Source organism: Neotamlana sargassicola, assembly GCF_020523965.1.
In the GTDB taxonomy this organism is placed as follows: Bacteria; Bacteroidota; Bacteroidia; order Flavobacteriales; family Flavobacteriaceae; genus Neotamlana; species Neotamlana sargassicola.
The window spans coordinates 214,453-240,221 of sequence record NZ_JAJAPX010000004.1 but is presented as its reverse complement, the minus strand read 5'-3'; the positions used below and the strand labels follow the sequence as shown (position 1 = coordinate 240,221).

Annotated in this window: 23 protein-coding genes; 12 read left to right on the top strand and 11 right to left on the bottom strand. The window is 33.6% G+C overall.

The window, feature by feature from the left end:
- Positions 1 to 176 precede the first annotated feature (176 nt).
- From LG651_RS11355 to LG651_RS11305, 11 genes are all read left to right on the top strand, one after another.
- Positions 177 to 2,273 carry an HAD-IIB family hydrolase gene (locus tag LG651_RS11355; protein WP_226696248.1) on the top strand — a complete coding sequence of 699 codons (2,097 nt, stop codon included), beginning with the start codon at positions 177 to 179 and terminating at the stop codon, positions 2,271 to 2,273.
- Positions 2,274 to 2,277: 4 nt separating this feature from the next.
- Positions 2,278 to 3,555, top strand: coding sequence for a glycosyltransferase (locus tag LG651_RS11350; RefSeq protein ID WP_226696247.1), 1,278 nt, complete (start codon positions 2,278 to 2,280; stop codon positions 3,553 to 3,555).
- 91 nt (positions 3,556 to 3,646) lie between these two features.
- The gene (hemN, locus tag LG651_RS11345; RefSeq protein WP_226696246.1) at positions 3,647 to 5,011 is read left to right on the top strand and encodes an oxygen-independent coproporphyrinogen III oxidase; all 1,365 of its coding nucleotides are present in this window, start codon (positions 3,647 to 3,649) and stop codon (positions 5,009 to 5,011) included.
- 84 nt (positions 5,012 to 5,095) lie between these two features.
- Positions 5,096 to 5,926 carry a universal stress protein gene (locus tag LG651_RS11340; protein ID WP_226696245.1) on the top strand — a complete coding sequence of 277 codons (831 nt, stop codon included), beginning with the start codon at positions 5,096 to 5,098 and terminating at the stop codon, positions 5,924 to 5,926.
- A gap of 130 nt (positions 5,927 to 6,056) precedes the next feature.
- Positions 6,057 to 6,695, top strand: coding sequence for an elongation factor Tu (locus LG651_RS11335; protein WP_226696244.1), 639 nt, complete (start codon positions 6,057 to 6,059; stop codon positions 6,693 to 6,695).
- 593 nt (positions 6,696 to 7,288) lie between these two features.
- Positions 7,289 to 8,194, top strand: coding sequence for an alpha/beta hydrolase (locus LG651_RS11330; protein WP_226696243.1), 906 nt, complete (start codon positions 7,289 to 7,291; stop codon positions 8,192 to 8,194).
- 155 nt (positions 8,195 to 8,349) lie between these two features.
- Positions 8,350 to 9,120 (top strand): AraC family transcriptional regulator, encoded by a 771-nt coding sequence (locus LG651_RS11325; RefSeq protein WP_226696242.1) that lies wholly within the window; start codon positions 8,350 to 8,352, stop codon positions 9,118 to 9,120.
- A gap of 70 nt (positions 9,121 to 9,190) precedes the next feature.
- Positions 9,191 to 10,663, top strand: a complete 1,473-nt coding sequence (locus tag LG651_RS11320) for a S41 family peptidase (RefSeq protein ID WP_226696241.1) — start codon at positions 9,191 to 9,193, stop codon at positions 10,661 to 10,663.
- 145 nt (positions 10,664 to 10,808) lie between these two features.
- Entirely contained in the window at positions 10,809 to 11,276 is a 468-nt protein-coding gene (locus tag LG651_RS11315; protein WP_226696240.1) for a hypothetical protein, read from the top strand.
- Positions 11,273 to 11,467, top strand: a complete 195-nt coding sequence (locus LG651_RS11310) for a helix-turn-helix transcriptional regulator (protein WP_226696239.1) — start codon at positions 11,273 to 11,275, stop codon at positions 11,465 to 11,467. The genes LG651_RS11315 and LG651_RS11310 overlap by 4 nt, the downstream gene beginning before the upstream one ends.
- 222 nt (positions 11,468 to 11,689) lie before the next feature.
- Positions 11,690 to 12,634, top strand: coding sequence for a DMT family transporter (locus LG651_RS11305; protein ID WP_226696238.1), 945 nt, complete (start codon positions 11,690 to 11,692; stop codon positions 12,632 to 12,634).
- A gap of 69 nt (positions 12,635 to 12,703) precedes the next feature.
- Here LG651_RS11305 and LG651_RS11300 read toward each other — a convergent pair whose 3' ends face one another.
- From LG651_RS11300 to LG651_RS11265, 8 genes are all read right to left on the bottom strand, one after another.
- Positions 12,704 to 13,405: a sulfite exporter TauE/SafE family protein gene (locus tag LG651_RS11300; protein ID WP_226696237.1), complete on the bottom strand. Its 702-nt coding sequence runs from the start codon at positions 13,403 to 13,405 to the stop codon at positions 12,704 to 12,706.
- Positions 13,406 to 13,470: 65 nt separating this feature from the next.
- Positions 13,471 to 13,917 carry a FixH family protein gene (locus LG651_RS11295; RefSeq protein WP_226696236.1) on the bottom strand — a complete coding sequence of 149 codons (447 nt, stop codon included), beginning with the start codon at positions 13,915 to 13,917 and terminating at the stop codon, positions 13,471 to 13,473.
- Between the two features lie 54 nt (positions 13,918 to 13,971).
- Positions 13,972 to 15,402, bottom strand: a complete 1,431-nt coding sequence (ccoG, locus tag LG651_RS11290) for a cytochrome c oxidase accessory protein CcoG (protein WP_226696235.1) — start codon at positions 15,400 to 15,402, stop codon at positions 13,972 to 13,974.
- 9 nt (positions 15,403 to 15,411) lie between these two features.
- A complete protein-coding gene (locus tag LG651_RS11285; RefSeq protein ID WP_226696234.1) occupies positions 15,412 to 16,341 on the bottom strand; it encodes a cbb3-type cytochrome c oxidase N-terminal domain-containing protein in 930 nt (309 codons plus the stop codon).
- The gene (locus LG651_RS11280) at positions 16,338 to 16,520 is read right to left on the bottom strand and encodes a CcoQ/FixQ family Cbb3-type cytochrome c oxidase assembly chaperone (RefSeq protein WP_226696233.1); all 183 of its coding nucleotides are present in this window, start codon (positions 16,518 to 16,520) and stop codon (positions 16,338 to 16,340) included. Before LG651_RS11280 ends, LG651_RS11285 begins: the two co-directional genes overlap by 4 nt.
- Positions 16,521 to 16,524: 4 nt before the next feature.
- Complete coding sequence (ccoN, locus tag LG651_RS11275; RefSeq protein ID WP_226696232.1) at positions 16,525 to 18,720, bottom strand: cytochrome-c oxidase, cbb3-type subunit I; 2,196 nt, start codon at positions 18,718 to 18,720, stop codon at positions 16,525 to 16,527.
- 9 nt (positions 18,721 to 18,729) lie between these two features.
- Positions 18,730 to 18,915 (bottom strand): cbb3-type cytochrome oxidase assembly protein CcoS, encoded by a 186-nt coding sequence (ccoS, locus tag LG651_RS11270; RefSeq protein ID WP_226696231.1) that lies wholly within the window; start codon positions 18,913 to 18,915, stop codon positions 18,730 to 18,732.
- A 78-nt stretch (positions 18,916 to 18,993) separates the two neighbouring features.
- Positions 18,994 to 21,366, bottom strand: coding sequence for a heavy metal translocating P-type ATPase (locus LG651_RS11265; RefSeq protein WP_226696230.1), 2,373 nt, complete (start codon positions 21,364 to 21,366; stop codon positions 18,994 to 18,996).
- A 105-nt stretch (positions 21,367 to 21,471) separates the two neighbouring features.
- On the opposite strand from LG651_RS11265, the gene LG651_RS11260 reads away from it, so the two are divergent.
- The gene (locus LG651_RS11260) at positions 21,472 to 22,149 is read left to right on the top strand and encodes a Crp/Fnr family transcriptional regulator (protein WP_226696229.1); all 678 of its coding nucleotides are present in this window, start codon (positions 21,472 to 21,474) and stop codon (positions 22,147 to 22,149) included.
- 2 nt (positions 22,150 to 22,151) lie between these two features.
- Here the strand turns inward: LG651_RS11260 and LG651_RS11255 are convergent, their stop codons facing one another.
- From LG651_RS11255 to LG651_RS11245, 3 genes are all read right to left on the bottom strand, one after another.
- On the bottom strand, positions 22,152 to 22,727 hold the full coding sequence (locus tag LG651_RS11255; RefSeq protein WP_226696228.1) for a YdeI/OmpD-associated family protein: 576 nt from the start codon (positions 22,725 to 22,727) through the stop codon (positions 22,152 to 22,154).
- On the bottom strand, positions 22,727 to 24,364 hold the full coding sequence (locus LG651_RS11250) for a M1 family metallopeptidase (protein ID WP_226696227.1): 1,638 nt from the start codon (positions 24,362 to 24,364) through the stop codon (positions 22,727 to 22,729). Before LG651_RS11250 ends, LG651_RS11255 begins: the two co-directional genes overlap by 1 nt.
- 70 nt (positions 24,365 to 24,434) lie before the next feature.
- Entirely contained in the window at positions 24,435 to 25,769 is a 1,335-nt protein-coding gene (locus LG651_RS11245) for a M28 family peptidase (protein ID WP_226696226.1), read from the bottom strand.

The window sequence follows — 25,769 nt, the reverse complement described above, 5'->3', positions numbered from 1 at the left end:
AGATTATTGAAAATTTAATAAAAAAGGAGTTTAATTCTAAATTTCGTAGTTAAACGCTTTCAATTTATTACATTAAAAATTGAAATTATAATAGTTCATGTTTTTTTGCTTTTTAGCTCATTTTGGCTTAAATTATGGGAAAATCTTACCAAAAATTGTAAAAAAGCAAAAAAAACATGAACAAAACCGAAGATGGCAATCAGGCCATCATTAAACTTCTATCTTTCGATATCGATAATACGTTAATCGATTTTCATACCCATAAAAGTAATTTCAAAAAAATATGGGAAACTTACAAACCCCAAAACGTTTTACTAACTTATAATACAGGTCGTTTAATCGACGATGTTTTAGGTTTAATAGAAAAAGGCACTTTACCCGAACCAGACTATATAATTGGTGGTGTTGGTACTTTAATTTACGATTATAAAAAACAGCGAACGGTAAAAGCCTTTAATGATGTTTTAGATGATGGCTGGGATTTAGAAGCGGTTGAAAATATTGTAACAAATATAAAACATCCCATAAGCGAGCAGCCTTCAAAATATCAGCATGCCTACAAACGAAGCTACTTTTTTCATGATGCCTCCCAAGATTTAATTGAAAGTATAGAGAAGGACTTTGAAAAGGCCAACATGTTTGTAAATATTGTGTATTCTGGCAATCAGTTTTTAGATGTGCTTCCTAAATGGGCCAATAAAGGAAATGCTTTACAATGGTTGCTTAATAAATTAAAAATTAATGCAGAAAATGTATTGGTTGCTGGAGATAGTGGAAACGATTCGGCGATGTTCGATATGGACGATGTAAAAGGAATTGTTGTAGCAAATGCTCACGAAGAGCTTTATAAATATACCAAGTATAAGCAAATGTATCATGCCGAAAATATTCATGGCGATGGTATTATTGAAGGCTTAATTTATTACGGTGTATTACCAAAAGAGGCAAAAGTATCTGAAAACATAGATCATACCGACGATTATATTATTCAACAAGAGCTTAGTAATATAGCCGAAGAAGACGAAGACGAAAAACTGGCTTTAATTCGAGAGGGTTACGAAAAAGCAGTAATCGCATTAAAAAAGAATATTACGCCCTTAGGCTTTTCGGCCTGTTCTATAAAAGATAATGTATCAAAAGGAACCGATGAGAATTATTACAGTGTGTGGGCGCGCGATGGTGCCATAACTGTTATTGGTTCGTTACCACTTATTCACGATGAAGAAATTCATGCTTGTCAGCGAAAAACGCTTGAAACCTTATTCGAACATATTTCGCGAAACGGTCAAATTCCTTCGAATGTGCGTATAAAAGATAATCAGCCCGATTATTCCGGTGTTGGTGGTATTTGTTCTATCGATAGTGGTATTTGGGTGGTTATTGCCTTTTATGAGTATGTAAATGTTACTAAAGACATTAAGTTTCTAAGAAAATATATAAAAGATATAAAAGAAACCATGCGCTGGTTAGGCGCGCACGATAGTAATAACGATGCCTTATTAGAAATTCCTGAAGCAGGCGATTGGACCGATTTATTCGGTGGAAGTTACAACATATTGTACGACGAAATTTTATGGTACAGAGCCAACGTATGTTTTGGTAGAATGCTTGAAATGTTGGGCGATTACGAAGAAGCTGGCGAATATATTCGCTGGTCGCAGGTAATTAAAAAAGAAATATTGCAGAACTTCTGGCCATCTACACAGCAAAAATTATTTCAATCGGTATCTTTTGCCGAACGTCAATTTACACTTGGTGATACCTCGTATTTAATAGCGCAAACCACACCTTTCGATTTTAGTTGGCGTTGCGATGTTTTTGGTAATGTGCTGGCGTTTTTACACGGCGCTACCGATTCAGAAAAAGCGCACGAAACCTTCAAATTTATGTTAGGTGTTGGAGTTAACGATCCGTTTCCAGTATCTAACGTGTATCCAGTAGTTACACCAGGCGATCCGGATTGGAGACCGTATTATACCGTAAATCTTTTAAACTTACCAAACCATTATCATAATGGCGGAATTTGGCCTTTTGTTGGTGGATTTTGGGTGAAATTCATTAATAAATTAGGACTGAAAGACGTCGCCATTTCAGAGTTATACAAGCTTGCTTTAATAAATAAAGAAGGTTTAACCGAAGAATGGGAATTTACAGAATGGGCGCATGGAATTACCGGAAAAGCTATGGGTAAAGCCTACCAAGCGTGGTCGGCAGCACAATATATTTCTGCTTGCCACGACTTAAAAATTATAAACAGATTAACTAAAATTTAAAACTATGAAATCAATATTAATGATATCCTTACACGGATATGTAGGAGCCAATGCCGAATTAGGAAAACCAGATACAGGAGGTCAAGTAGTTTATGTTTTAGAGCTCGCTGAGCGGTTTAGCCGTTTAGGAAAAAAAGTAGATTTGGTAACACGCCAATTTGAAGATCAACCAGAATACGATCATGTAGACGAGAATTACAGTGTATGGCGTATTCCATTTGGTGGTAAAAACTTTATTCGAAAAGAGGATATGCACGACCACCTTAAAAAATTTGTTACCAATTGTTTGGCGGCTATAAAAAAGGAACGTAAACGTTACGATGTTGTTTACTCGCACTATTGGGATGCTGGTTGGGCAGGTCAAAAAATAGCCGAAGAGCTCGGTATTTCGCATGTGCATACGCCACACTCATTAGGTTGGTGGAAACAGCATACCATGGGAAGTGATATGGACGAAAAAGAAATGGAGGCAAAGTACCGCTTTAAGGAGCGTATTCGTAAAGAGTATTTTGTATACCAAATGTGCAATTTTGTAATTGCAACCACTTTACCTCAAGTCGATTTACTAACACAACAATACGATGTGTTACCACGAAACTGCGGGATGATTCCGCCTGGAATCGATGAGAATCGCTTTTTTCCTGTACCAAGTAAGGAAAACGATAAAATTCGAGCTAAATACGATATTCAACCTACCGATATTTTAGCTTTGGGAAGAATGGCACATAATAAAGGTTACGATTTACTTTTAAAATCGTTACCAACCGTGTTTGATTTGTGTCCAGAGGCACGATTAGTTGCTGCTATTGGAGGCGATAGCTCGAAGCAAGACGATAAAGGCGTAGCAGGTTTAAAAAAATTAGCTGGCGAATTAGGAATTTTAGATAAAATAACTTGGAAAAGTTATGTGGCCGACGAAGATTTAGCGAACGTATATCGTTCGGCAAATATTTTTGCAATGCCTTCGCGTTACGAGCCATTTGGTATGGTGGCTATCGAGGCAATGGCTTGCGGTACACCTAGTGTTGTAACGGTTCATGGTGGTTTGTACGATTTAATCGATTTTGGCAATCAGGCCTTATTCGCCGACCCGCATCGTCCGGTAGAGTTTGGTGCGATGATGGCAATGCCGTTATTGTATCCAAAAATGCGTAACGAACTTTCGGTTGAAGGCGCACGTTTTGCACGTCGTAATTTTGGATGGACAGGTATTGCAAAACGTATGATTGAAGTATTTAATAACTCCATAAATCAACGTACCATGGAATCGAATATTTTTTAAAACAAAAAAAATAATGGAAATCATTTAAACCATGACTTTTGTCATGGTTTTTTCGTTTTTATGCCCTTAGTTTTGATTCAAATTAATGAGTATGAGCAAAAATTTAATTAAAAAGTACAATGTACCGGGGCCCAGGTATACAAGTTATCCAACGGTGCCTTTTTGGGATCATAATTCCTTCAGCTTAAAACTGTGGAAACAATCATTACAACAATCGTTTAAAGAGAGTAACACTTCCGAAGGTGTAAGTTTATATATACACTTACCGTTTTGCGAAAGTTTGTGTACGTTTTGCGGTTGTAATAAGCGCATAACCAAACGACACGAAGTAGAATCGCCATACATAACCGCTGTTTTAAAAGAATGGGATTTGTATTGTGAGCTTTTCGATGCGAAACCTATTATAAAAGAATTACACTTAGGCGGTGGTACGCCAACCTTTTTTGCCCCAATAAATTTAAAGCGATTAATAAATGGTATAACTCGTAAAGCCATTTTAGCTAAAAATTATGAGTTTAGTTTCGAAGGTCACCCAAATAACACAACGAAAGCCCATTTATTAGCGTTATATAATTTAGGGTTTAGGCGTGTTAGTTTTGGTGTGCAGGATTACAACGAAACCGTACAAAAAGCAATACACAGAATTCAACCTTTCGAGAATGTTAAAAACGTAACCGAAATGGCCAGAGAAATTGGCTTTACAAGTATTGGTCATGATATTATTTTTGGTTTACCGTTTCAAACCGCCGACCATATTAGAGAAACTATTGCCAAAACCCGACAATTAAAACCCGATAGAATTGCCTTTTACAGTTATGCTCATACACCATGGATTAAAGGTAACGGGCAGCGTGGTTTTAGTAAGGTAAATTTACCAAAAGCCGAAGAAAAACGTTTACAATACGAAATAGGTAAAGCTTTGTTGGCCGATGCCGGTTATTCAGAAATTGGTATGGATCATTTTGCATTGCCAACCGATACCTTATATGCTGCTATGGCCAACCAAGAGTTACATCGTAATTTTATGGGTTACACAGCATCAAAAACACAAATGATGATTGGTTTGGGCGTTTCGGCTATTAGCGATAGTTGGTATGGTTTTTCGCAAAACGTAAAAGGCATTGAGGAATATTATCATCTCATAGAACATAATATAATTCCGGTTTTTAGAGGGCATATTTTAAATAAAGAAGATTTAGTCATTAGGCAACATATTTTAAATTTAATGTGTCATTACAAAACCTCCTGGAGCAACAGTTATTTAAATTTTAAAAGTTTAGATGATGCTTTGAATAAACTGTCTGAAATGTTAAAAGATGAGCTTGTAGTAATTGAAAATAATACATTAAAAATTACTAAAAAAGGAAAACCATTTGTACGCAATGTTTGTATGGCTTTCGATGTGTTATTACAACAAAAACAACCTCAGAAACAATTGTTTTCAATGACAATTTAAACGTTAATTTACTTGAAAATTTGTCTTAAATTTTGTAACTTAAAGTAATTAAAAAAGGAAGTTAAACCATCTAAATTATTTGTCATGAAAAAAATAATTGTACCTATAGATTTTTCAATTTATTCCGAATACGCCCTAGAAGCTGCAGCTATTTTGGCGAAACAGCATCAAGGTGAAGTTTTAGCATTACACATGTTGGAGTTATCGGAAGCTGTATTAACAAAAGGTGGTTTTCAGCAAAATGAAGAAGCCGTTTTTTACCTAAAATTAGCAGAGAAAAAATTTAAATCGTTTTTAAAACGTGAGTATTTAGAAGGTGTAAAAGTAACTCCAATTGTTAAGCATTTTAAAGTGTTTAGCGAGGTTAGCGATGTTGCCGAAGACCACAGTGCCGATTTAATTGTAATGGGCTCGCATGGTTCTAGCGGCCTAACCGAAATTTTTGTAGGTAGCAATACCGAAAAAGTGGTTCGTCACTCTGATATACCTGTGCTGGTTTTAAAAGATGAAATTAAAACAATTGGTTTTAAAAATGTGCTTTTTGCTACAGATTTTTCAACAGATTCTATCGCGGTTTTTAAACGAGCCGTGGCTCAATTTGGAGCTTTAAATGCTAACGTGAATTTGGTTTATGTAAATACACCAAGTCGTTTTTTAACCTCAAAAGAAATGAGGGAAAAAGTAGCCAATTTTTTAACCGAAGCAGAGGGCAATACAAACCGTATGGCAAATACAAGTTTTGTTTCTAACTATTCTGTTGAGGCCGGTATTTTAAACCAAGCGAGCGAAATTAATGCCGATTTAATTGCTGTTGCAACACATGGTAGAAAAGGAATTGCGCACTTTTTAGAAGGAAGTATTTCTGAAGATGTTGCAAACCACGCTGTTTTACCGGTAATGACTTTTAAAATTTAATAACTAAATAAATATATTAAGCTGTTAAAAGGCTAACCTTAAATGGTTAGCCTTTTATTGTGGTATTTTTTTTATATTTAACACTCCTGTTCTTATTATCGGGGAGTTACCTGCAAGCTGAAAAAATATCGTGAAACAAACCGACTTTATAGCTGAATTGGAATTTTTGACTACTGAAAAAAGTGGTCGAAAAAGTCCTGCTCATTCAGGTTATCGTCCTCATATTGAATTTGACAACTATCCAGAATATTCGACTTCTGGACAGCAAACTTATATTGGACAAGAAATTGCGGAATTAGGAACAACAGTAAAAGCGGAAATTGCAATTTTAGGAACTGAATATTTTGCAAACCGACTTTATAAGAATATGGACTTCAAATTTTGCGAAGGAAGTAGGATTATTGGTTTTGGTAAAATAATTGAGATTGTAAATCCTAATTTGGAATTGGAATCAACGACTAACCCAAAAGCAATAAATCTGAATTTATATCCTGCTGACATAATCAAACGACTTGAATCTGATTACGGAAAAAACTCTGGAGAAGCGAAAAGAAAAATTCAAGAGTTAATTAAATCCAATAAAGAATTTAGAAGTCACAGAATAGTTCGAGCACTAATATTTTCTGGAAATAAAGATATAAATCATCTAAAGAAAATGATTGAACTGACTCAAACTGATTGGAGAGACTTGCTTATGAATGCAGAATGCGAATATCCAGAAAAAAGAGTTAGGGATTTTAACAACGAATTTGGGAATGAAAAAATATAAAAGCCAGCAGGTAACAATGCATAACCGCAATTACGGCGGATTCGACTACGTCCGAATCCACTCGGAATTGCTAACGTCAGTGCTAAACCGAAAAATTTGCGTACTTTAACCCGTAACTGACGGTTATACGAGACCGTTGCAAGTCATAGCGCTCACTCATACGGCGGATAATTCTGAATTTTAAAAACACCTGATTTTTAACAAAGAAAAACTCTGAATTATCACGCGGAGAAATTCACTCAAACTCTGAGTCTGACCAATATTGCGCTGACTTTTACTCTTGCGGAATTGAGCAAGGTTGCGGAATTTTAAAACGCTGACTAAAAATATTACACGGATTTTCACTCTTGCGGATTGACAATACTTTGCGGACGAAAATAATAGCTGAATGTACTCTTACTCGGAATTTAACTCAAGCAGAAAACATAACTCTGAAAAAACTACAACTTGCAACAACGTATAAAAAACATTGCTTATCTTTATTTTTAAATTGAAACGTTTTGCTCTTTTGCTTACGTCCGATTTTCCTTCGGAAAATCGCCGCGCTCAAAATCGCAACGTTTCTTATACAAACACGTTGGTAATAGTTATAAATGACGAACATAAAACTTAAAATTACAGTAATAGGATTTTTACTTTTATTCCTTAATGGTTTTGGACAAAAAACTGAATTAGGATATAAAACGGAGAATTATAAAGTCTATTCAGAAGATAAAGACGAATATATCTTAAAAATAACTTTCCCGAGGAATTATAGCTCAGACAAAGAGTATAAAACACTTTATTATTTAGATGCTTATTGGCTTACAGAAATTACTCTTGGCTCTTATACCATATTGAATTTATGTGATTATGTGGAAGATGTTGTTTTTGTTGGCATTTCATTAAACGGCACTCAAAAAGATTGGAATAAGCAAAGAGATATGGATTTTACACCTTCGCAATTTAAAAACCTTGGACTTTTTGAAGATTTAAAAAAATCTAATCAAGATAATAACATCAAAATTACCGTCAAAACTGGAAGTGGAAACCAGCTCAATAAAGAAAGTACTGGAGGAGCAAATTTATTTTTAGATTTTTTAGAGAAAGGAGTAATTGAATTTGTAGAAAATAAATATCCTAATTTTAATAAACGAAGAGGATTACTAGGACATTCTTTTGGAGGTCTTTTTGGCTTTTACACTTTACAGAATAACCCGGAATTATTCCAAGATTTATTATTAATATCTGCTTCTCTTTCTTGGAATTCATATGAATTAGTTAATAAAGAAAACTTTTCAAAATTAAAAGATTCAAAGAGTGAAATAAAACTCTATCAGAGCTATGGTGGAGAAGAAATCAAAGGCATTAAAACTTCGAATAATAGAATAAATAAAATTATGGCTGAACTGGAACTTGAAAATTTGAATTATAAATTTGAACTAGTCAAAAATACTAATCATCATTCTGTGCTATCAAGAGCAATTTATGATGGATTATTGTATTTATATAAAAAATAACTATTGCCAACAATCTATAACTGCAATTACGGCGGATTCGACTACGTCCGAATACACTCGGAAATGCTATGTTTAGTGCCTAATCCGAAAATAATCGCTAATTTAACCCATAACCGACGGTTATACGAAGCCGTCGTGCCCCATTAAAATTAAGAATGCCGTCCAATAAATTAGAATTCATCTCCATAGAAAATCAAACTACTGAATTCCCTAAACATTTTCATGAAACGTTTTGTATTTCACTGATACATAAAGGAACGGAACAAATCGATTTTGAAAAGCATAGCCTTTTTAGTGAGGCTGGTACTATTTCAATTACCAACCCTTATGAAGTGCACTCAAACCCTTTAATTGATAAAACTTCCTGTTTAAAATTTGATACCATTTATGTTCCAAATGAGCTTATGCAAAAAGCCTTAAACGGAAAAAATATAAAGTTCGCCAATGGAAGCAGAAAAATACAAAGTAAAAAAATGACTCGCGTGTTTTTAGCCCTTAAAAATGCTTTAGAAACAGCAAATAAAGACACTATTACTAATCATTTTCATGAATTCGCTACTACTCTTGAGCAGTTTGCAGAGGAAAATAAAACAGACTATTCATACATCAACTTTAAAAACTTCACTAACATAAGCAATTATATAGAAAATCATATTCAAGAAAAGTTTCACTTAGAAGAACTGTCTAAAATGGCACATATTAATAAATATGGTTTTTCAAAAAAGTTCAAAACATTTACGGGAATGACACCAATGAATTATATTCTTATGCGAAAAGTATTTTCGAGTAAAAAGCTAATAAAAAGCACTACAAACCTTACTGATTTAGCCTACCTATATAATTTTACAGACTTAGCTCATTATTCTAAAACCTTTAAACGATTTATAGGTATTTCGCCAAAAGACTATAAAAACAAACTGCTTTAAAATTGTCAATATTATACAAGTAAGGAAGGTTCTGCCAGCATTACATTTGTGAAAAAAACATACTTTTACAATGAGTGCAATTACTAAACTTAGCATTTTTTTACTTTTAATATTTTTAATTTCTTGCAATTTAGACTCCAAAAAGAGTGTAACTATAAAGGAAAATAAACTTTCAGAACAAGAAATGCTTGACGATTATCGGTTGTTTAAAAACATCTTTGAACAAGCCAATGCAGGACTATATAAATACCATACAAAGCAAGCCATAGATAGTGTTTTTGAAGCAAACGAAAGACTTATAAACAACAAACTATCATACCGAGAGTATTATACTGTATTATGGAATGTAATCGATTACACAGGAAGTTGCCATAATGAATTGTATTTTCCAGATTCGTTAAAACAGCGCTTAAATAAAGAGCCAATATATTTCCCCTTACCATTAAAATATTTGGGTGATAAAATATACACCAAGCACAAATTTGAAGCTATTCCTAAGGGAAGTGAAATTTTAGCAGTAAACAATGTAGCTAGTAAAGAGCTAGCTTCATTATTAGCACATTATACCAGTACCGATGGGCATAACAAAACAGGTAAATATGCATTTATAGAAACTGGTAGACTTGCATGGTATATGTACCTAATTTTTGGAGAACAACAACATTTCGAAATTGTCTACAAAGGTGAAAATTCATCTATTATAAAAGAACAAATTACAGCAGTAGATTATACTACTTTCTTAAATAATTTCAAGAAAAAGCAAACTAAAACAGAAGAAAATAGAGAATATAGTTTTAAATATATAGACACTATAAAATCAGGATACTTAAAAGTAAAAACTTTCGGTATGGGTGGACCAGGTTCCGAAGGACATAAACAGTATGCTAAATTTCTAGATTCAGTTTTTATTCAATTAAAGACAAATAAAACTACAAACCTAATTGTAGATGTTCGAAATAATGGAGGTGGAAACGACCCAAACGATATACTACTGTATTCTTACTTAACAAAAAGAAAATTTAAAGAGAATACATCTGCCTACACTATTTTTCAAGATATTCCTTTTAAAGAATACTACATTGATGATGACATTAACGAATTACCGAAAAGTTTAAAAGAAGAACATTCTATTTTTAAAGATGGGAAATACTACCAAAACAACAGTTTTAATAAAGTTTGGAATCCGAATAAAAATGCATTTAACGGAAACATTTATTTATTAGTAGACGCTTTTGTTGCCTCTGCAGGCTCATTATTTGCTAGTTTAGTTAAAAGTGATGAACAAACCATTGTAATAGGAGAAGAAACTGCTGGCGGATATTATGGGCACACTGGCCACATCCCTGTACATTACCAATTACCCAACTCAAAATTAATTCTACAATTTTCAATAGTTGATTTAGAACAAGATGTAAGAGAATTACCAGATGAAAACTATGGAGATGGTATTAAACCTGACTTCAATGTTATTCAATCACACTCAGATTTTACAAACAATAAAGACACACAACTAAACTTTACTATTAATTTGATTAAAAAGTAAAACATTGCCTAACAATATAAATACGTAATTCGGGGGCGATTTGGTAAACTTGAACATTTTTGCAACCAAAAATTATTACCTAATTATTCTATTTTATTTTACTAAATGTAAAGTTTTATTTACTTTTATATAAAAATAATAGAATATGAAAACACAAATATTGCCTAATAGGTATAAAAAAATAGGTTTAATCCTTTTTATTATTGCCTCTTTACTTAATGGAAGTTTAAACTTTATTAATAATTCCATTTATAAATATAGTACTAAACTACCTGGAGTTAACATTTCAAAAATAGCAACAGAACCGGATTCGGGTACTGGAATATTAGAACTTTTAAATGCCTTTTCTGGAGGGGGAATAGTTTATGGAATTGATTATGTTGCGATAATAGCAATGCTAATTTATATGATTTCGAAAGAAAAAGTAGAAGACGATTATATAGACAAATTAAGGCTAGAATCATTTCAACTTACTTTTATAATTGGATTATTAGTTACAATTCTTACGTACATTTTAGCCAAAGATTTAAAACTGACTTTAGATTATTTTATATTTCCATTGCTTTGGTCGTACATAATTGTATTTTTTATTAAAAGAAAAATGTACATATGAAAAACCTTGTAAAAGTAGAAAGGGCCAGACACAACTTAACGCAAGAAGGTTTAGCCAAAGAATTAAACGTTTCACGGCAAACGATTCATGCAATAGAAAAAAACAAGTTTAATCCGTCGGTTACATTAGCAATAAAAATGGCTCGTTTTTTTAAAGTCACAGTCGAATATTTATTTGATATAGAAGAATAATTTAAATTCAATAAAAAAACTTTACTCTACAAAAAACTCAAATAAAGCCTACAATAAAAAGATATTTAATTAAAATCAGTTAAAACCGTTTGCTACTTTTTTACTCTAATGGAATTATTTAAAAAAAGTGGTTAGGTTACGTTAAAATTTATAACCTTTACAAGCACAAATTTAACATTAAAAAGGTCAGTGAAATTCAAGGCAAAATATAGTTAAGACTGAATGAAATCAAATAAATCTTTAGCAATAGTATTAGGCGTTTTATCCGCCTTATTTTTTGCAGTAACGTTTGTTTTAAATAGACTAATATCGGTAGGTGGAGGACATTGGATTTGGAGTTCTTCGCTTCGCTTCTTTTGGATGATTCCTTTACTTTTAGTTTTGGTATGTTTTAATAAAAACCTAAAGCCATTGCTAAAAGTAATGCGAGAAAAACCTTGGCAATGGCTAATTTGGAGTACCATTGGCTTTGGGGTATTTTATGCACCTTTAACTTTTGCTGCAGCCTATGGACCTTCGTGGCTGGTAGCAAGTACTTGGCAAATTACTATTGTGGCAGGCATGTTAGTTGCGCCAATTATTAATAAAAAGAGTTTTAAGAAATCTATATCGTTGCAAGCTCTTACTTTTTCATTAATAATATTGTTAGGCATTTTAATTATGCAAATAAGCCAAGCACAATCTATTTCTACCAATGAGCTCTTGCTTGGCACCATTCCAGTTTTAATTGCTGCTTTTGCTTACCCTTTAGGTAACCGAAAAATGATGCAGGTTACAAATGGTAAATTAAATGCCATCCAACGAACATTAGGCATGACATTAGGAAGTTTGCCTTTTTGGATATTACTATCAATTATAGGAATTAATATAAATGAATTACCCACGGAAACCCAAGTGTATCAAACATCAATTGTAGCCATCTGCTCTGGTGTTATTGCAACTGTTTTGTTTTTTATGGCAACCGATAAGGTTCAAAAAAATGAGAAAGCTTTGGCATCGGTTGAAGCAACTCAATCGGCTGAAGTTCTATTTGCGCTTGTGGGAGAAATATTGGTATTAAAAATTCATTTACCAGATATATATTCAATTATTGGAATTATTTTGGTAATAGTTGGAATGATGCTTCATAGTTTTAAAAAAGAAAAATCAGTTAAAAACAGTGCATAAAATTAACGCTTAGTTATTGCCAATGTAAATACTCTTAGGTTTTAAATTTGGTTTTGTATTCACTTAATCTTAATGGCAATTCATATTATTAGAAACTATTTCACTAACAGGAGCAGGAGAAATGTAAGGAATTCCTAAGCCTAAACCCCGTAAAATAAATAGCAATCCAATTATAATTACAAAAACAGGAATAGCTTTTTGTATGCGTTGTTTTATAGCGGCATTTAAAAACTTGCCTAAATAAATGGCCGAAGTCATTAAAGGAACAGTGCCCAGACCAAATAAAATCATATATAAAAAACCTTGCGAAATAGTTGGGCTTGCCAAACTCCCCAAGACCGCCATATAAACTAATCCGCAAGGTAAAAATCCGTTAAGAAAGCCAATGGTTATAAAAGTATCGGCTGTTTTCTTTTTTAAAGCTAAACCAAGTTGACTTTTAACTTTAGCAATTATTTTATGCAATGGTTTAGATAAGTTGTATTTATTAAAAGTTTTATAAGGAAGTAAAACCACTACAATAATTAAAACACCAATGATGATTGATAATTGCTGTTGAAACCCAAAAATGTATAGGTTTTTGCCAATTAACCCAAACACTAACCCAATTAGCCCGTAGGCCAATAACCTCCCAATATGGTAAATAGTAATTTGACTTATTTTTTTAACCGAGTTGCTTCTATCTACAGGTAGCATAAAAGCAATAGGGCCACACATGCCAACGCAGTGAAAACTTCCTAATAAACCTAATATAAAAGCAGACCAAAGCATGTTACTTTTTGTTTTTTTACTGATTATCCGTTTTTGTCAGATCGAGCGCAGTCAAGATCCTTTGTTTAATAAATAATTTGTTTTGTAAATCGATATGGCGTGTCGTTATAATTCCAATCGACTATAATGTTCCAACGACCACCTAACAAACTGGTTTCAGGTATGAGCAAATTGTGGTTTGACAATGAAATAGCTGTTTCAAAGTCAAATTGCTTGTTAGATGGTCTGTATAGGAACACTTTTCCTGTTATTTTTTTTTCATCAAAATTTTCTGGGAAAATTAATAATATCCCTCTGTCAGTTTTTTTGTAAACAATATCTTGTTTAAGTGTTTTTGAGTTTTTTTCTTTATTGATATTATCTTGAAGATTTAGTTCTTGTTTGTAATAATCTTCGGTTACTAAATCGTGATCATATTTATTGTTTGTGCTCATGTTTATCACAAAATACATGATAAAACCTATGAAGCCTACAAAGGCTAACACTACACCGGTTCCCCAATTTATTTTCATAATGCTATTTTTTATAATTAATATTCAACCATCAACCATCAACCATCAACCAACTCAATGATAACTACGAGGCCCTAAAAAGTTAACTGTTGTTGTTTCAATAAGTTTGTTATGGCTATACACATCAATAGTCAATTTATTTTTATCACCTTTTAAAACACTTTTACTTAATTCTATAAATAAAGTACCTTCCGCAATACCTTGTTCAGGAACGCTAAAATCATCAGTAGTTGAAACAAGTTTTATATCACCATTAAAATTTCTAAGTTTAAAGCTAACATTGTCTATTTTTGTTGTGGTTTTGTTAATGAGTTTGTAGGTAAACACATTACTAATAATGTTGTTTTCTTTTTTCTCGTAAAGTTGCCCAGGTAATCGTAAAATTCTTGCTTCAACATCGTTTCGTAAAAGCAGCATGCCAGCCAAAACACCAATTAAAATGGTTAATACGGCGATATAGCCTTTAATTCTAGCAGTGATTTTAAATTTTTCTTTCTTTTCAATGTCATCTTCACTAGCATAACGAATTAAGCCCTTTGGTAAATTAATGCTTTCCATAATATGGTCGCATTCATCAATACAAGCAGTGCAGTTAACACATTCTAGTTGAGTTCCGTTTCTAATATCAATGCCCGTTGGGCAAACGTTTACACATTGTAAACAATCTATACAATCGCCATGGCCTAAAGTTGCTCTGTCTTCGTTTTTCCTGAATTTTTTTCGTCCGGTTTCGCCTTCACCACGCTTGTGGTCGTATGCAACTACAATAGATTTGTTGTCTAATAACACCCCTTGTAATCTTCCGTAAGGACAAGCAATAATGCAAACTTGCTCTCTAAACCAAGCGAAAATAAAATAGAACACTCCTGTAAAAATAAGTAGTGGAAATAGTGTGTTTAAATGTGCTGAAGGCCCATCAATTACATAACCAATTAGTTTGTCGCTACCAATTATATAGGCTAAAAATATGTTGGCTATTAAAAATGACATAATTAAAAATATAAACCATTTTAAAAGTCGTTTTCTAATTTTTTCGGCATTCCATTCTTGTTTATCTAGTTTTCGTTGTTTATTTCGGTCTCCATCAATCCAATATTCAATACGACGAAAAACCATTTCCATAAAAATGGTTTGTGGGCAAATCCATCCGCAAAAAATACGACCAAAACCTACAGTAAAAAGTGTTATAAAAACAACACCTATTATCATGGAAACTACAAATAAGTGAAAATCTTGTGGCCAAAACGGAAATCCAAAAATGTTAAATCGACGTTCTAATACATTAAACATTAAAAATTGGTTACCGTTTATTTTTATAAAAGGCGCACCAAATAAGAAGGCAAGCAGTACGTAACTAACCATTTTACGCTTATCGTAAAATCTCCCACTAGGTTTTTTGGGGTAAACCCATGCACGCTTGCCTTCATTGGTAATGGTACCAATAGAGTCTCTAAAATTTTCGTTATTTTGGTTTTTTTGGCTCACTTAATAAGTTTATTGTGCCATTATAGAATCTGTTTTGGTTTCGGTAGCTTCTTGTGGTGTATCTTCCGAAACCCATAAGTCGCCTTGTGCTTCTTTAGGTTCGGTAGGTGTTGTGCCTTGAAAACTTAATACGTAGCTTGCCACTTGCGCAATTTCTGATGGTTTTAAGTTTTGTTTCCAGGCAATCATACCTTTACCGTCTCGACCACCTTCAGAAATGGTTTTAAATACATTTTTAATACCACCGCCTAAAATCCAATATTCGTCGGTTAAATTCGGACCAATACCACCGCCACCATCGGCTTTATGGCAGGCTACACAATTGGCATCGAAAATTTTCTTTCCATTGCCTAAATCTGAAGCTTCGGTAAGCAATTCAACCGTATTAAAATCGACTAAATCTTTTGCGGTTTTTTTGTATTCTTCAATAGTAATTCTAGCTTCGGCATATTCCTGTTCTAGTTCATCAAACTGTCCTTCACCGTTAAATACATGATATTTTAAAAGGTATATAGCTGCAAATGCAATTGAAATGTAAAAACTGTAAATCCACCAAGGTGGTAAAGAATTATCTAACTCGCGAATACCATCGTAATTATGATCTAGAATTATTTCGTGTTCTTCTTCTATAGGTTTAGACCCTAATAGCTTTATGTACACCTTCTTAATCCAGCTAATAAATTTAGATGGTTTTGCATTTTGAGCATCAAAACGAGCTTTAGCTTCTTCGTTTAAACTTTGGTAAACTAAATTTCTCATGGCGCTTACAATGCCTTCAATGGCAATTAAAATAAGCAACACTAAAATTAAGAATAATGATAACAAAGGATATTCTATAAATGCTGGTTTATCGCCTGAGTCTATAACATATTCAGCGAAAGCTGCAATGATGAAGAACAAGGCAGGAACTCGAATCCAAGAGGGGAAATACTGTCTCATAATTGGTTAGGTTTTTTATCTAATGGTAATTGACTAACGGTGTTTATATAGTCTTTTTTTGCTGTAATAACCCACCAAAACAGGGCTACAAAAAAGATGAAAAATATAAGTAAGGATATTAATGGGTAAATTTCTATACCTGTAATGCTCTCCATATGGTTTTTTACAAACTTCAACATAACTTTATTGATTTAGTGTGGTTAGGGTTTCTTCTATTTCTTGAACTTTAATATCGGTTCCTAAGCGCTGTAAATAAGCTATTAAAGCGGTTATTTCGCGATTTTTCATTTCAATAAAAGCAGTTCCGCCAGCTTTTTTATCGGCTTCATAAGTTTCAGCAAAATCAGGATCTGTATACAAGTTTTGTTCTATTTGTGTGCCTTGTTCTAGCATGCTTTTTTGCGCATTTGCAATATCGTCTTCGGTGTATGGTACACCTAGTTTAACCATAGCTTTCATTTTAGATTCGGTCATCGATTTATCTAATTCGTTTCTAACTAGCCATTGGTAAGCTGGCATAATAGAGCCAGATGAGGTGCTTTGCGGGTCGTACATATGGTTTAGGTGCCAGTTATCTGAATATTTTCCACCTACACGATGTAAATCTGGTCCTGTACGCTTACTTCCCCAAAGGAATGGATGATCGTAAACAAATTCCCCTGCTTTACTGTAATCGCCGTAGCGCTCAACTTCGCTTCTAAACGGGCGCACCATTTGCGAATGGCAACTTACACAGCCTTCGCGAATGTAAATATCACGTCCTTCAAGCTCTAAAGGGGTGTATGGTTTTACACTAGCAATAGTTGGAATGTTAGATTCTACCATTATAGTTGGTATAATTTGAATTATACCACCAATTAAAATGGTTATAGTTGCTAAAATGGTTAATTGTACAGGTTTACGCTCCAACCAGGTATGAAAAGTTTCTCCAGCAATTCGTCTTTTTGAAACACGTTGAAGGGTAGGAGCTTCAGCTAATTCGTCGGTTACTTGGCTACCTTTTTTCATGGTAACAATAACGTTGTAAGCTAATACAAACATACCGATAATGTAAAGCGATCCGCCAATGGCACGCATCCAATACATGGGTATAATTTCAGAAACAGTTTCTAAAAAGTTACCATAAACTAAAGTGCCATCTGGATTAAATTGTTTCCACATACTGGCTTGTGTAAATCCGGCAACATACATTGGTAACGCATACATAATAATACCTAAAGTACCTATCCAGAAATGTAAATTAGCAAGTTTGGTTGAGTATAGTTTAGTTTTGAATAATCGCGGAATTAACCAATAAATCATACCAAAGGCTAAAAAGCCATTCCAAGCTAAAGCACCAACGTGAACGTGTGCAATAACCCAATCTGTAAAGTGCGCAATGGCGTTTACATTTTTAAGTGATAGCATTGGCCCTTCGAAAGTAGCCATACCATAACCTGTTATGGCAACAACCATAAATTTTAAAACAGGATCTGTTCTTACTTTATCCCAAGCACCACGCAAGGTTAAAAGTCCGTTTATCATACCACCCCAAGAGGGCATTAATAACATTACCGAGAATGCTACACCTAAATTTTGTGCCCATTCCGGTAAAGCTGTGTATAATAAGTGGTGAGGTCCTGCCCAGATATAAATAAATATTAAGGACCAAAAGTGTACAATGGATAACCTGTAAGAATAAATAGGTCTGTCTGCAGCCTTTGGAACAAAATAATACATTAGCCCTAAAAATGGGGTTGTTAAAAAGAAGGCAACTGCATTATGCCCGTACCACCATTGTACTAAGGCATCTTGAACACCAGCGTAAACCGAATAACTTTTTAAACCGCTAACCGGTAATTCTAAACTATTAAAAATATGCAGTACAGCAACCGTAACAAATGTGCCCAAGTAAAACCATATAGCAACATACATGTGTCGTTGTCTTCTTTTTAAAATAGTTCCAATTAAATTCCAACCAAAAACCACCCAAACAGCAGCTATCGCAATATCGAACGGCCACTCTAATTCGGCGTATTCTTTACTGGTAGTAAAACCTAGCGGAAGTGTAATAGCAGCACCAACAATAATTAATTGCCAGCCCCAAAAGTTAATGTTACTTAGGGCATCGCTAAACATTCTAGCTTTTAGTAAACGCTGCGATGAGTAGTAAACCCCTGCAAAAATGGCATTACCAACAAAGGCAAAAATAACAGCGTTGGTGTGTAAAGGGCGTAAACGACCAAAACTTAGCCATGAAATACCATCGGTAAGGTTAGGGAATAAAAACATAAAGGCCAAAAGTAGGCCAACAAGCATACCTACAACACCCCAAATCATGGTGGCGAGTAAGAACTTTTTAACAATCTTGTTGTCGTAATAAAATTGTTGTACTTCCATAATAGTTAATTAAACTTTAGTTTTATTAATGGTTTTGTTAGGTTTGGTTTTAACCAATTCGTCTTCAAAAAGCATGCGTACAGATGGCGTGTAATCATCATCATATTGTCCAGATTTTACAGCTTTTATAAAGCCAATAAAAAAGACAATAGCAATGATTATGCTAATGGTTAGTAATACATATATAACACTCATACCTACTTGAAGTTATGGTTCAAAATTACGTTGGCATCTTTTTTTAAAAGATGATATTTATCATGTTTCATAAGTTTTTTATTTTAATTTCTGACCTAAAATGTTAGTGGCAATGGTTGTAAAAACCACAATGCTAATAGAGCTTAACGGCATTAATATAGCTGCAATTACAGGCATAAGTTGACCCGTGATGGCAAAGTATAAGCCAATAGCATTGTAGAAAAAGGAGAACACAAAACTCCATTTTATAATTTTTATAGCGGTTTTTGATGCCTTTATATAATGATATAGTTGATTGAATTTTGAAGCGTCCAGAATGGCATCGCATGCAGGAGAAAATACATTGATGTTTTCTGAAATAGCAATACCAACATTACTTTGTGCCAGTGCACCTGCGTCGTTTAAACCATCGCCAATCATAAGCACATTTGCGCCATTGTTTTGATGGTGTTTTATGTATTCTAGCTTGTCGTTAGGTTTTTGATTAAAAATAAGTTTGGTTTTACTTGGTAATAGCTTTTTTAGGTTGTTTAATTCGCTAGCGTTATCTCCTGAAAGAATAGCTAAATCGTAATTAGTTTTTAATTGATTGAATAGCTTTGAAATGCCTTTTCTATAAGCATTATAAAAAGTGAATTTACCTTTGTAAGTATTATTTGTACTAATATGAACCGCTGTACTTAATTCGGTTTCTGGTTGAAGTTGCCCAACATATTTTGCAGAACCTATTTTAATAGATTCGTTTTGTGTTTTCCCATAAATACCTTCTCCTAAGTGTTCTTCAAAATAGTCTAAACTTTCAATATTATTTTGTTGAAGCAATTTGTATAAAGACCTGCTCAACGGATGATTTGAGTGTCTTAACGTACTCGTTAGCAAAATTTCTTCGTTTGGCGTTAATTTTGAGCCTCGATAAGTTGTTTTTGTTTTTTTGTTTGAAGTTATAGTGCCTGTTTTATCAAAAATAATAGTGTCTATTTTGGCAAGTTGCTCGATAACCGAAGCGTTTTTTAAATAGAATTTCAACTTTCCAAAAATGCGCAACAAATTGCCTAAAGTAAAAGGGGCAGAAAGAGCAATGGCACAAGGGCAAGCAATAATTAAAACAGAAGTAAATACGTTTAAAGCTTTGGTGGCATCAACAAATAACCAAAATGTAGTAGCAACTACGGCTATGCTTAATACAATAATAGTAAACCGTTTGCTTATGGTGTTTGTTAAGGTTGTAAAGCCATCTTCTTTATTTTTATTGAATACATCGTTGCTCCAAAGTTGTGTTAGGTAACTTTGTTCTACAGCATTTAAGGCTTCTATTTCAATGCTTCCAGAGGTTTGTTTTCCTCCAGCAAAAAGTTTATCTCCAGAGGCTTTTTTTACGGCTTCAGATTCACCGGTAACAAAACTGTAATCAATGTTGGCATTTCCGTTAATTAAAATACCATCAACAGGAATAAGTTCTTCGTTTCTAATTAATAATCGGTCGCCTTTTTTAATATCATAAACTTGAATAGGTTTTTCTTCTCCTTTATAAATTTTGGTTACAGCAATGGGGAAGTACGATTTGTAATCGCGCTCGAAAGACAAAAAATTATAGGTGCGTTGCTGAAAATATTTTCCGAGTAATAAAAAGAAAACTAAACCTGTTAAACTATCGAAAAAGCCAGTGCCAATATTTAAAACAATTTCGGCGGTACTTCGTATAAATAAAACCAAAATACCAAGCGCTATAGGAATATCAATATTTAGTAGTTTACTTTTTAAACCTTTGTAAGCCGATATAAAATAATCTTGAGCAGCATAAAACACAACAGGCAAGGAAAATGTAAACATAAGCCAGCGAAATACGATTTTATATTGCTCTAGCCAGAATTCATTAACTTCAAAATATTCTGGAAACGATAAAAACATAACATTACCAAAGGCAAAACCAGCAACACCTAGTTTGTAAATTAAGCTGCGATTAACTTTGCTTTTACCTGTGCTAAAATCTTCAAGAGAAATATAGGGTTCGTAGCCAATTTTGCTTAGTAATAATACCGCTTCTTTAAGCGAAAACGCCTCCGTTTTATAGGTAATTCTTACTGTTTTTTTACCAAAATTTACTTGAGAAGCTGTAATGTTAGGGTTGAGTTTGTTTAGGTTTTCTAAAATCCAAATACATGAACTACAATGAATATGCGGAATAGTTAAGGAGGCAATTTGGTGTTTACCATCATTAAATTCGGTTAGTTTTTCAATTATAATTTCATCTTCAAGAAAATCGTATTTACCTTCAATATCTTGGGGTGTTGCACCTGGTGTTTGTTGTAAATCGTAATAACAGGTTAAATCGTTTTCAGAGAAAATTTCATAAACCGTTTTACAACCGTTGCAACAAAAGTCTTTTTCTTGATAAATAATATGCTTGCTTTGGCACAAATCGCCACAGTGAAAACATGTAGTTTGTTTCATAATTTTTTGCTCATAAATACCTGAAGCAAAGGTTGTAATCAATGCCTAAAAAAAATATGATAATTATCAGGTTTTGTTTAAATTTACCATTCTTCAAAACAAGGTATGAGTAAGTGTGAGCAATGTATTATTAGGCAGTTTAACGCCTTAAAGGCGTTACAAAAAGATGATTTAGTTAGGTTGTCTGGATGTAAAACTACCCGAACCATAAAAAAAGGCGAGGTAATTTTTGAAGAAGGCGTGCATGTTAATGGCGTTTTTTGTGTAAAAGAAGGTGTTTGTAAATTATCTAAATTAAGTTCTAACGGAAAGGATCAAATAGTAAAACTGGTTGTAAGAGGTGATTTATTGGGGCAACGATCTTTAATTTCAGATGAAGCTGCAAATTTAACTGCTGTTGCCGTAAACGATATGCAAGTGTGTTTTATACCTAAGCATGAGATTATTCATGATTTATCTACCAATATTAATTTTTCCATGGACATGCTTAAAGATATGGCCGATGAATTAAAGTTGGCAGATAATGTAATTGTTGATATGGCTCAAAAATCGGTTAGACAACGTTTGGCCGAAACTTTAGTTTATTTAAAGAATAATTTTGGTGAAGATGCTAACGGATTTTTAAACATTATGCTTACACGCGATGATTATGCTAACATTGTAGGAACAGCTACAGAGTCCGCAATACGCATTATTTCGCAGTTTAAAAAAGAAGGATTAATTACTACAGAAGGTAAAAAAATTAAGATTGAAAAAATAGAAGATTTAATTCGTGTTGAATAGTTTTACCAATTTCCTCTAGTTTTTATATTGTTTTCGCAAAGTTTTATTATTTCTATAATACGCTTTTCGCGTGTTGCGTCTCGTTTGGCTTGGTTAAGCCAGTACAAATAACTTTTTCGGTATGATGGTGCAAAGTTTTTATAATTTGAGTATGCTGTTGGGTTTACTTTAAATGCACTTTGTAAATCTTTTGGGATAATACCGTTTTCAACATCATCTAAGGTAAACCAACTTTTGTTTTCCTTGGCTATGGCAATGCTTCTTAGGCCGCTTTCATGCATTAAGTTTTCAGCAATTAATTGGTCGATGTACCTTTTATTTACAGCGCTCCAAACACTTTTATGATTTCTAGGAGAAAATTGTTGTTGCCGTTTCCCGCCGCCTAAGCTTTTTACAGTAGAGTCTATCCAGCCATAGCAAAGTGCAACTTTTACAGCTTCTTCCCAGCGCATCGATTCTGCTTCATGATTCACTTTATAAAATATAAGGTAAACACCCTTTGAAATGGCGTGATTGTTATGTAACCACGCACGCCATTCGGTATCGTTTTTAAAATATAGAACTTCTTTTTCTGGCATTATAATTTTTCAGATTCGATATAAAAATCTCTATCAATAACTATTTCTGGGTTTTTTACATCGAGTTCAAGTGTTTGCCAATTTGCATTGGGTTGAATCCATTGCGATTTTCCATCAATTTCTACTTGAATAGGCATGTCGAAATTTTCAACAATGTTGGTGTAACGATATTTTAATGTTTTTCCTTTTATGCTATATTCTAATTTTGGAATGCGAATATCTCTTAAATATTGATTGAAAAAAGCGTTTAAATCTATTCCTGTTTCTGTAATTAAAAAATCTTCAATTTGTTTAGTAGTAACTGTTTGATGGTAAAATTGTACGTTTATTTTACGTAAAATTTGCCTCCATTTTTCATCATCTTCAATAAGTTGGCGTAGTGTGTGAAGCATGTTAGATCCTTTATAGTACATATCGCCAGAGCCTTCTTTATTTACATTATAATGGCCAATAATTGGTTTGTCGTTTAGTACATTTTTACGTGTGCCTATTACATAATCTGCACTGGCTTCTTTTCCGTAATAATAATCTAAAAATAGGTTTTCGGAATAGGAAGTAAAGCTTTCATGTATCCACATATCTGCAATATCTTTATCCGTTATATTATTGGCAAACCATTCGTGGCCAGATTCATGGATAATGATGAAATCGAATTTAAAACCCCAGCCGGTTCCGGATAAATCTGATCCTAAAAAGCCAGTTTTGTATTGGTTACCGTAGGTTACCGAGCTTTGATGTTCCATACCTAAATAGGGTACTTCAACTAGTTTATAACCATCTTTGTAAAACGGATATTGACCAAACCAATGCTCGAACGCTTTCATCATTTTTGGAGCATCTTTAAAGTGTTCTTTTGCTTTTTCAAGGTTATCTCTTAAAACATAGTAATCCATATCTAAGTTTCCTGCCATACCATCATAAACTTCAGAAAAGTGCACATAGTCTCCAATATTTAAATTTACGCCATAATTGTTAATTGGGCTGCCAACAAACCATGTATAAGTTTTTGTGTCTCCAATTTGCTCAACTTTGCGAAGTCTTCCGTTAGAAACATCCATTAATTTTGAAGGTACATTTACACTAATTTGCATACTATCAACTTCGTCGTACATATGGTCTTTACATGGCCACCAAACACTAGCTCCTAAACCTTGACAAGAGGTCGCTATAAAATGATTGCCATTTTTATCCTTTTTCCAAGAAAAACCTCCATCCCATGGGGCTCTTTTAGCTTCACGAGGATTGCCTTCGTAATAAACATCAACAGTTTGCATGCTTCCAATATCTTGTGACGCTTTTAAAGTGATAAAATGTGCATTACCATCATGTTTTATATGTAAGGTGTCGGAATTTTGTATGGCATAAAGCATTTTTAAAGGGGCTTGCAAATCTATTTGAAGCACAGAATTAGGCTTTAAAACTTTATATTGAATGGTATTTTTACCAGATATAAATTTTTTATCTGGATTTACTTTAACCTCGAGGTTGTAATAGGTTAAATCCCACCATTCGCGTTCTGGGGTAATTGTACCACGTAGTGTGTCTTGATGTGTAAATACTGTTTTATCGGACATTAACCCTTGCCCCAATGAAATATTTATAGATATTAATAAAATGAAATGTAAAAGCTTTTTCATAAAGTTGATGTATTTCTGATTGTAATTTTAACTAAAATTTGGAATTATAGCTCTTAAAGACATCATAAATTTAATTTTTAAAAGTTTTATTTGGAAAAACAACAACGCTCTCAAACCCATTTTCTCCAACCGATGATACGCCAAAAAAGTAATTATCTATAACAATACCATCAAGAGTAAACTCGGTAATATTTTCAACGTAACGACTATTATCCCAGGTTGGAGATGTAGTATCTCTCCAGTAAATTTTATAACCTTTGGCGCCATCAATTTTATCCCATTTTAATTTTGCAGAAGCCTCTACAATACCGCCAATAGCAACATTTGTTGGTTGAGGTGGTGCCCAAGCTAAACTTGCCAAATTTATGGCATTAACTGCTGTTAGTTTTTTAGCATAATTAAAATTTACATGCTCGATAACATCGCCGTATTTTATACCGTTTTCTTCACGAACATCTTGATGTTGTTGGGTATAGTTTTCGTGAGCTTCCATAATACGAATACCAGCAAAACCTAAATCGTTAAAAGGACGATGATGCCCACCACGTCCAAAGCGATCTAACCTGTAAACCATCATTGGGTTCATGTCTGGCATATACGTTTTTACATTTTTATGAACATAGCGTGCTAATTGGCGCGAAATACCATCAACTTCACCGCCGTAAAAGCGTCTTAATTGGCGTTGTTTTTCGGTTTCATTGGCGGGAACAGGTTCAGAGAAAATTCTAAATGTTTTATTATCAATAACGCCGTCTACACCTTTTATGTTTCCAATCATGTCGTTATTAAAAACACCAATGATGTCCCAATTGTTTTCTTTAGCATATTTGGCTAAACCTGCTCCTCCAAAAAGGCCTTGTTCTTCTCCAGATAAACCAACATAAACGATGCTGCTTTCAAACTTATATTTGCTTAAAACTCTTGCAGCTTCAATAGTTCCTGCCATTCCAGAAGCATTATCGTTAGCTCCGGGTGCATCGGTTGTAAAATCCATAGTATTGCTAGCCCGAGAATCGATATCACCACTCATTATAATATAACGGTTTGGATATTTCGTGCCTTTTTGAATCGCCACTACATTTACAACCCAAGCATCATGTGGTACACGACGATTACCTGCTTTGGTTACAAAATCTTTTTGATAAAAAACATCGATACAATTATTACACGATTGAGATATGGTTTCGAATTCCTGTTTTATCCAACGTCTTGCAGCACCAATGCCTCGCGTGTTTGAAATGGTATCGCTAAATGTATTACGTGTGCCAAAATTAACTAAGGTTTGTATATCGTTTTCAATGCGATTTGCTGAAACGTTTTTAATAATATCGTAAATTTCAGGACTGGTTTGTGCGGTTAGGGTAGTAGTGAAAACTAGTAAGATTACTTGCTTAAGGTATTTCAT

Bases quoted from the DNA above. Each gene is read 5' to 3' on its own strand.
- LG651_RS11355 (WP_226696248.1), top strand. From the start codon at position 177: ATGAACAAAACCGAAGATGGCAATCAGGCCATCATTAAACTTCTATCT.
- LG651_RS11350 (WP_226696247.1), top strand. From the start codon at position 2,278: ATGAAATCAATATTAATGATATCCTTACACGGATATGTAGGAGCCAAT.
- hemN (WP_226696246.1), top strand. From the start codon at position 3,647: ATGAGCAAAAATTTAATTAAAAAGTACAATGTACCGGGGCCCAGGTAT.
- LG651_RS11340 (WP_226696245.1), top strand. From the start codon at position 5,096: ATGAAAAAAATAATTGTACCTATAGATTTTTCAATTTATTCCGAATAC.
- LG651_RS11330 (WP_226696243.1), top strand. From the start codon at position 7,289: ATGACGAACATAAAACTTAAAATTACAGTAATAGGATTTTTACTTTTA.
- LG651_RS11325 (WP_226696242.1), top strand. From the start codon at position 8,350: ATGCCGTCCAATAAATTAGAATTCATCTCCATAGAAAATCAAACTACT.
- LG651_RS11320 (WP_226696241.1), top strand. From the start codon at position 9,191: ATGAGTGCAATTACTAAACTTAGCATTTTTTTACTTTTAATATTTTTA.
- LG651_RS11315 (WP_226696240.1), top strand. From the start codon at position 10,809: ATGAAAACACAAATATTGCCTAATAGGTATAAAAAAATAGGTTTAATC.
- LG651_RS11310 (WP_226696239.1), top strand. From the start codon at position 11,273: ATGAAAAACCTTGTAAAAGTAGAAAGGGCCAGACACAACTTAACGCAA.
- LG651_RS11305 (WP_226696238.1), top strand. From the start codon at position 11,690: ATGAAATCAAATAAATCTTTAGCAATAGTATTAGGCGTTTTATCCGCC.
- LG651_RS11300 (WP_226696237.1), bottom strand. From the start codon at position 13,405: ATGCTTTGGTCTGCTTTTATATTAGGTTTATTAGGAAGTTTTCACTGC.
- LG651_RS11295 (WP_226696236.1), bottom strand. From the start codon at position 13,917: ATGAAAATAAATTGGGGAACCGGTGTAGTGTTAGCCTTTGTAGGCTTC.
- LG651_RS11285 (WP_226696234.1), bottom strand. From the start codon at position 16,341: ATGAGACAGTATTTCCCCTCTTGGATTCGAGTTCCTGCCTTGTTCTTC.
- LG651_RS11280 (WP_226696233.1), bottom strand. From the start codon at position 16,520: ATGTTGAAGTTTGTAAAAAACCATATGGAGAGCATTACAGGTATAGAA.
- ccoN (WP_226696232.1), bottom strand. From the start codon at position 18,720: ATGGAAGTACAACAATTTTATTACGACAACAAGATTGTTAAAAAGTTC.
- ccoS (WP_226696231.1), bottom strand. From the start codon at position 18,915: ATGAGTGTTATATATGTATTACTAACCATTAGCATAATCATTGCTATT.
- LG651_RS11265 (WP_226696230.1), bottom strand. From the start codon at position 21,366: ATGAAACAAACTACATGTTTTCACTGTGGCGATTTGTGCCAAAGCAAG.
- LG651_RS11260 (WP_226696229.1), top strand. From the start codon at position 21,472: ATGAGTAAGTGTGAGCAATGTATTATTAGGCAGTTTAACGCCTTAAAG.
- LG651_RS11255 (WP_226696228.1), bottom strand. From the start codon at position 22,727: ATGCCAGAAAAAGAAGTTCTATATTTTAAAAACGATACCGAATGGCGT.
- LG651_RS11250 (WP_226696227.1), bottom strand. From the start codon at position 24,364: ATGAAAAAGCTTTTACATTTCATTTTATTAATATCTATAAATATTTCA.
- LG651_RS11245 (WP_226696226.1), bottom strand. From the start codon at position 25,769: ATGAAATACCTTAAGCAAGTAATCTTACTAGTTTTCACTACTACCCTA.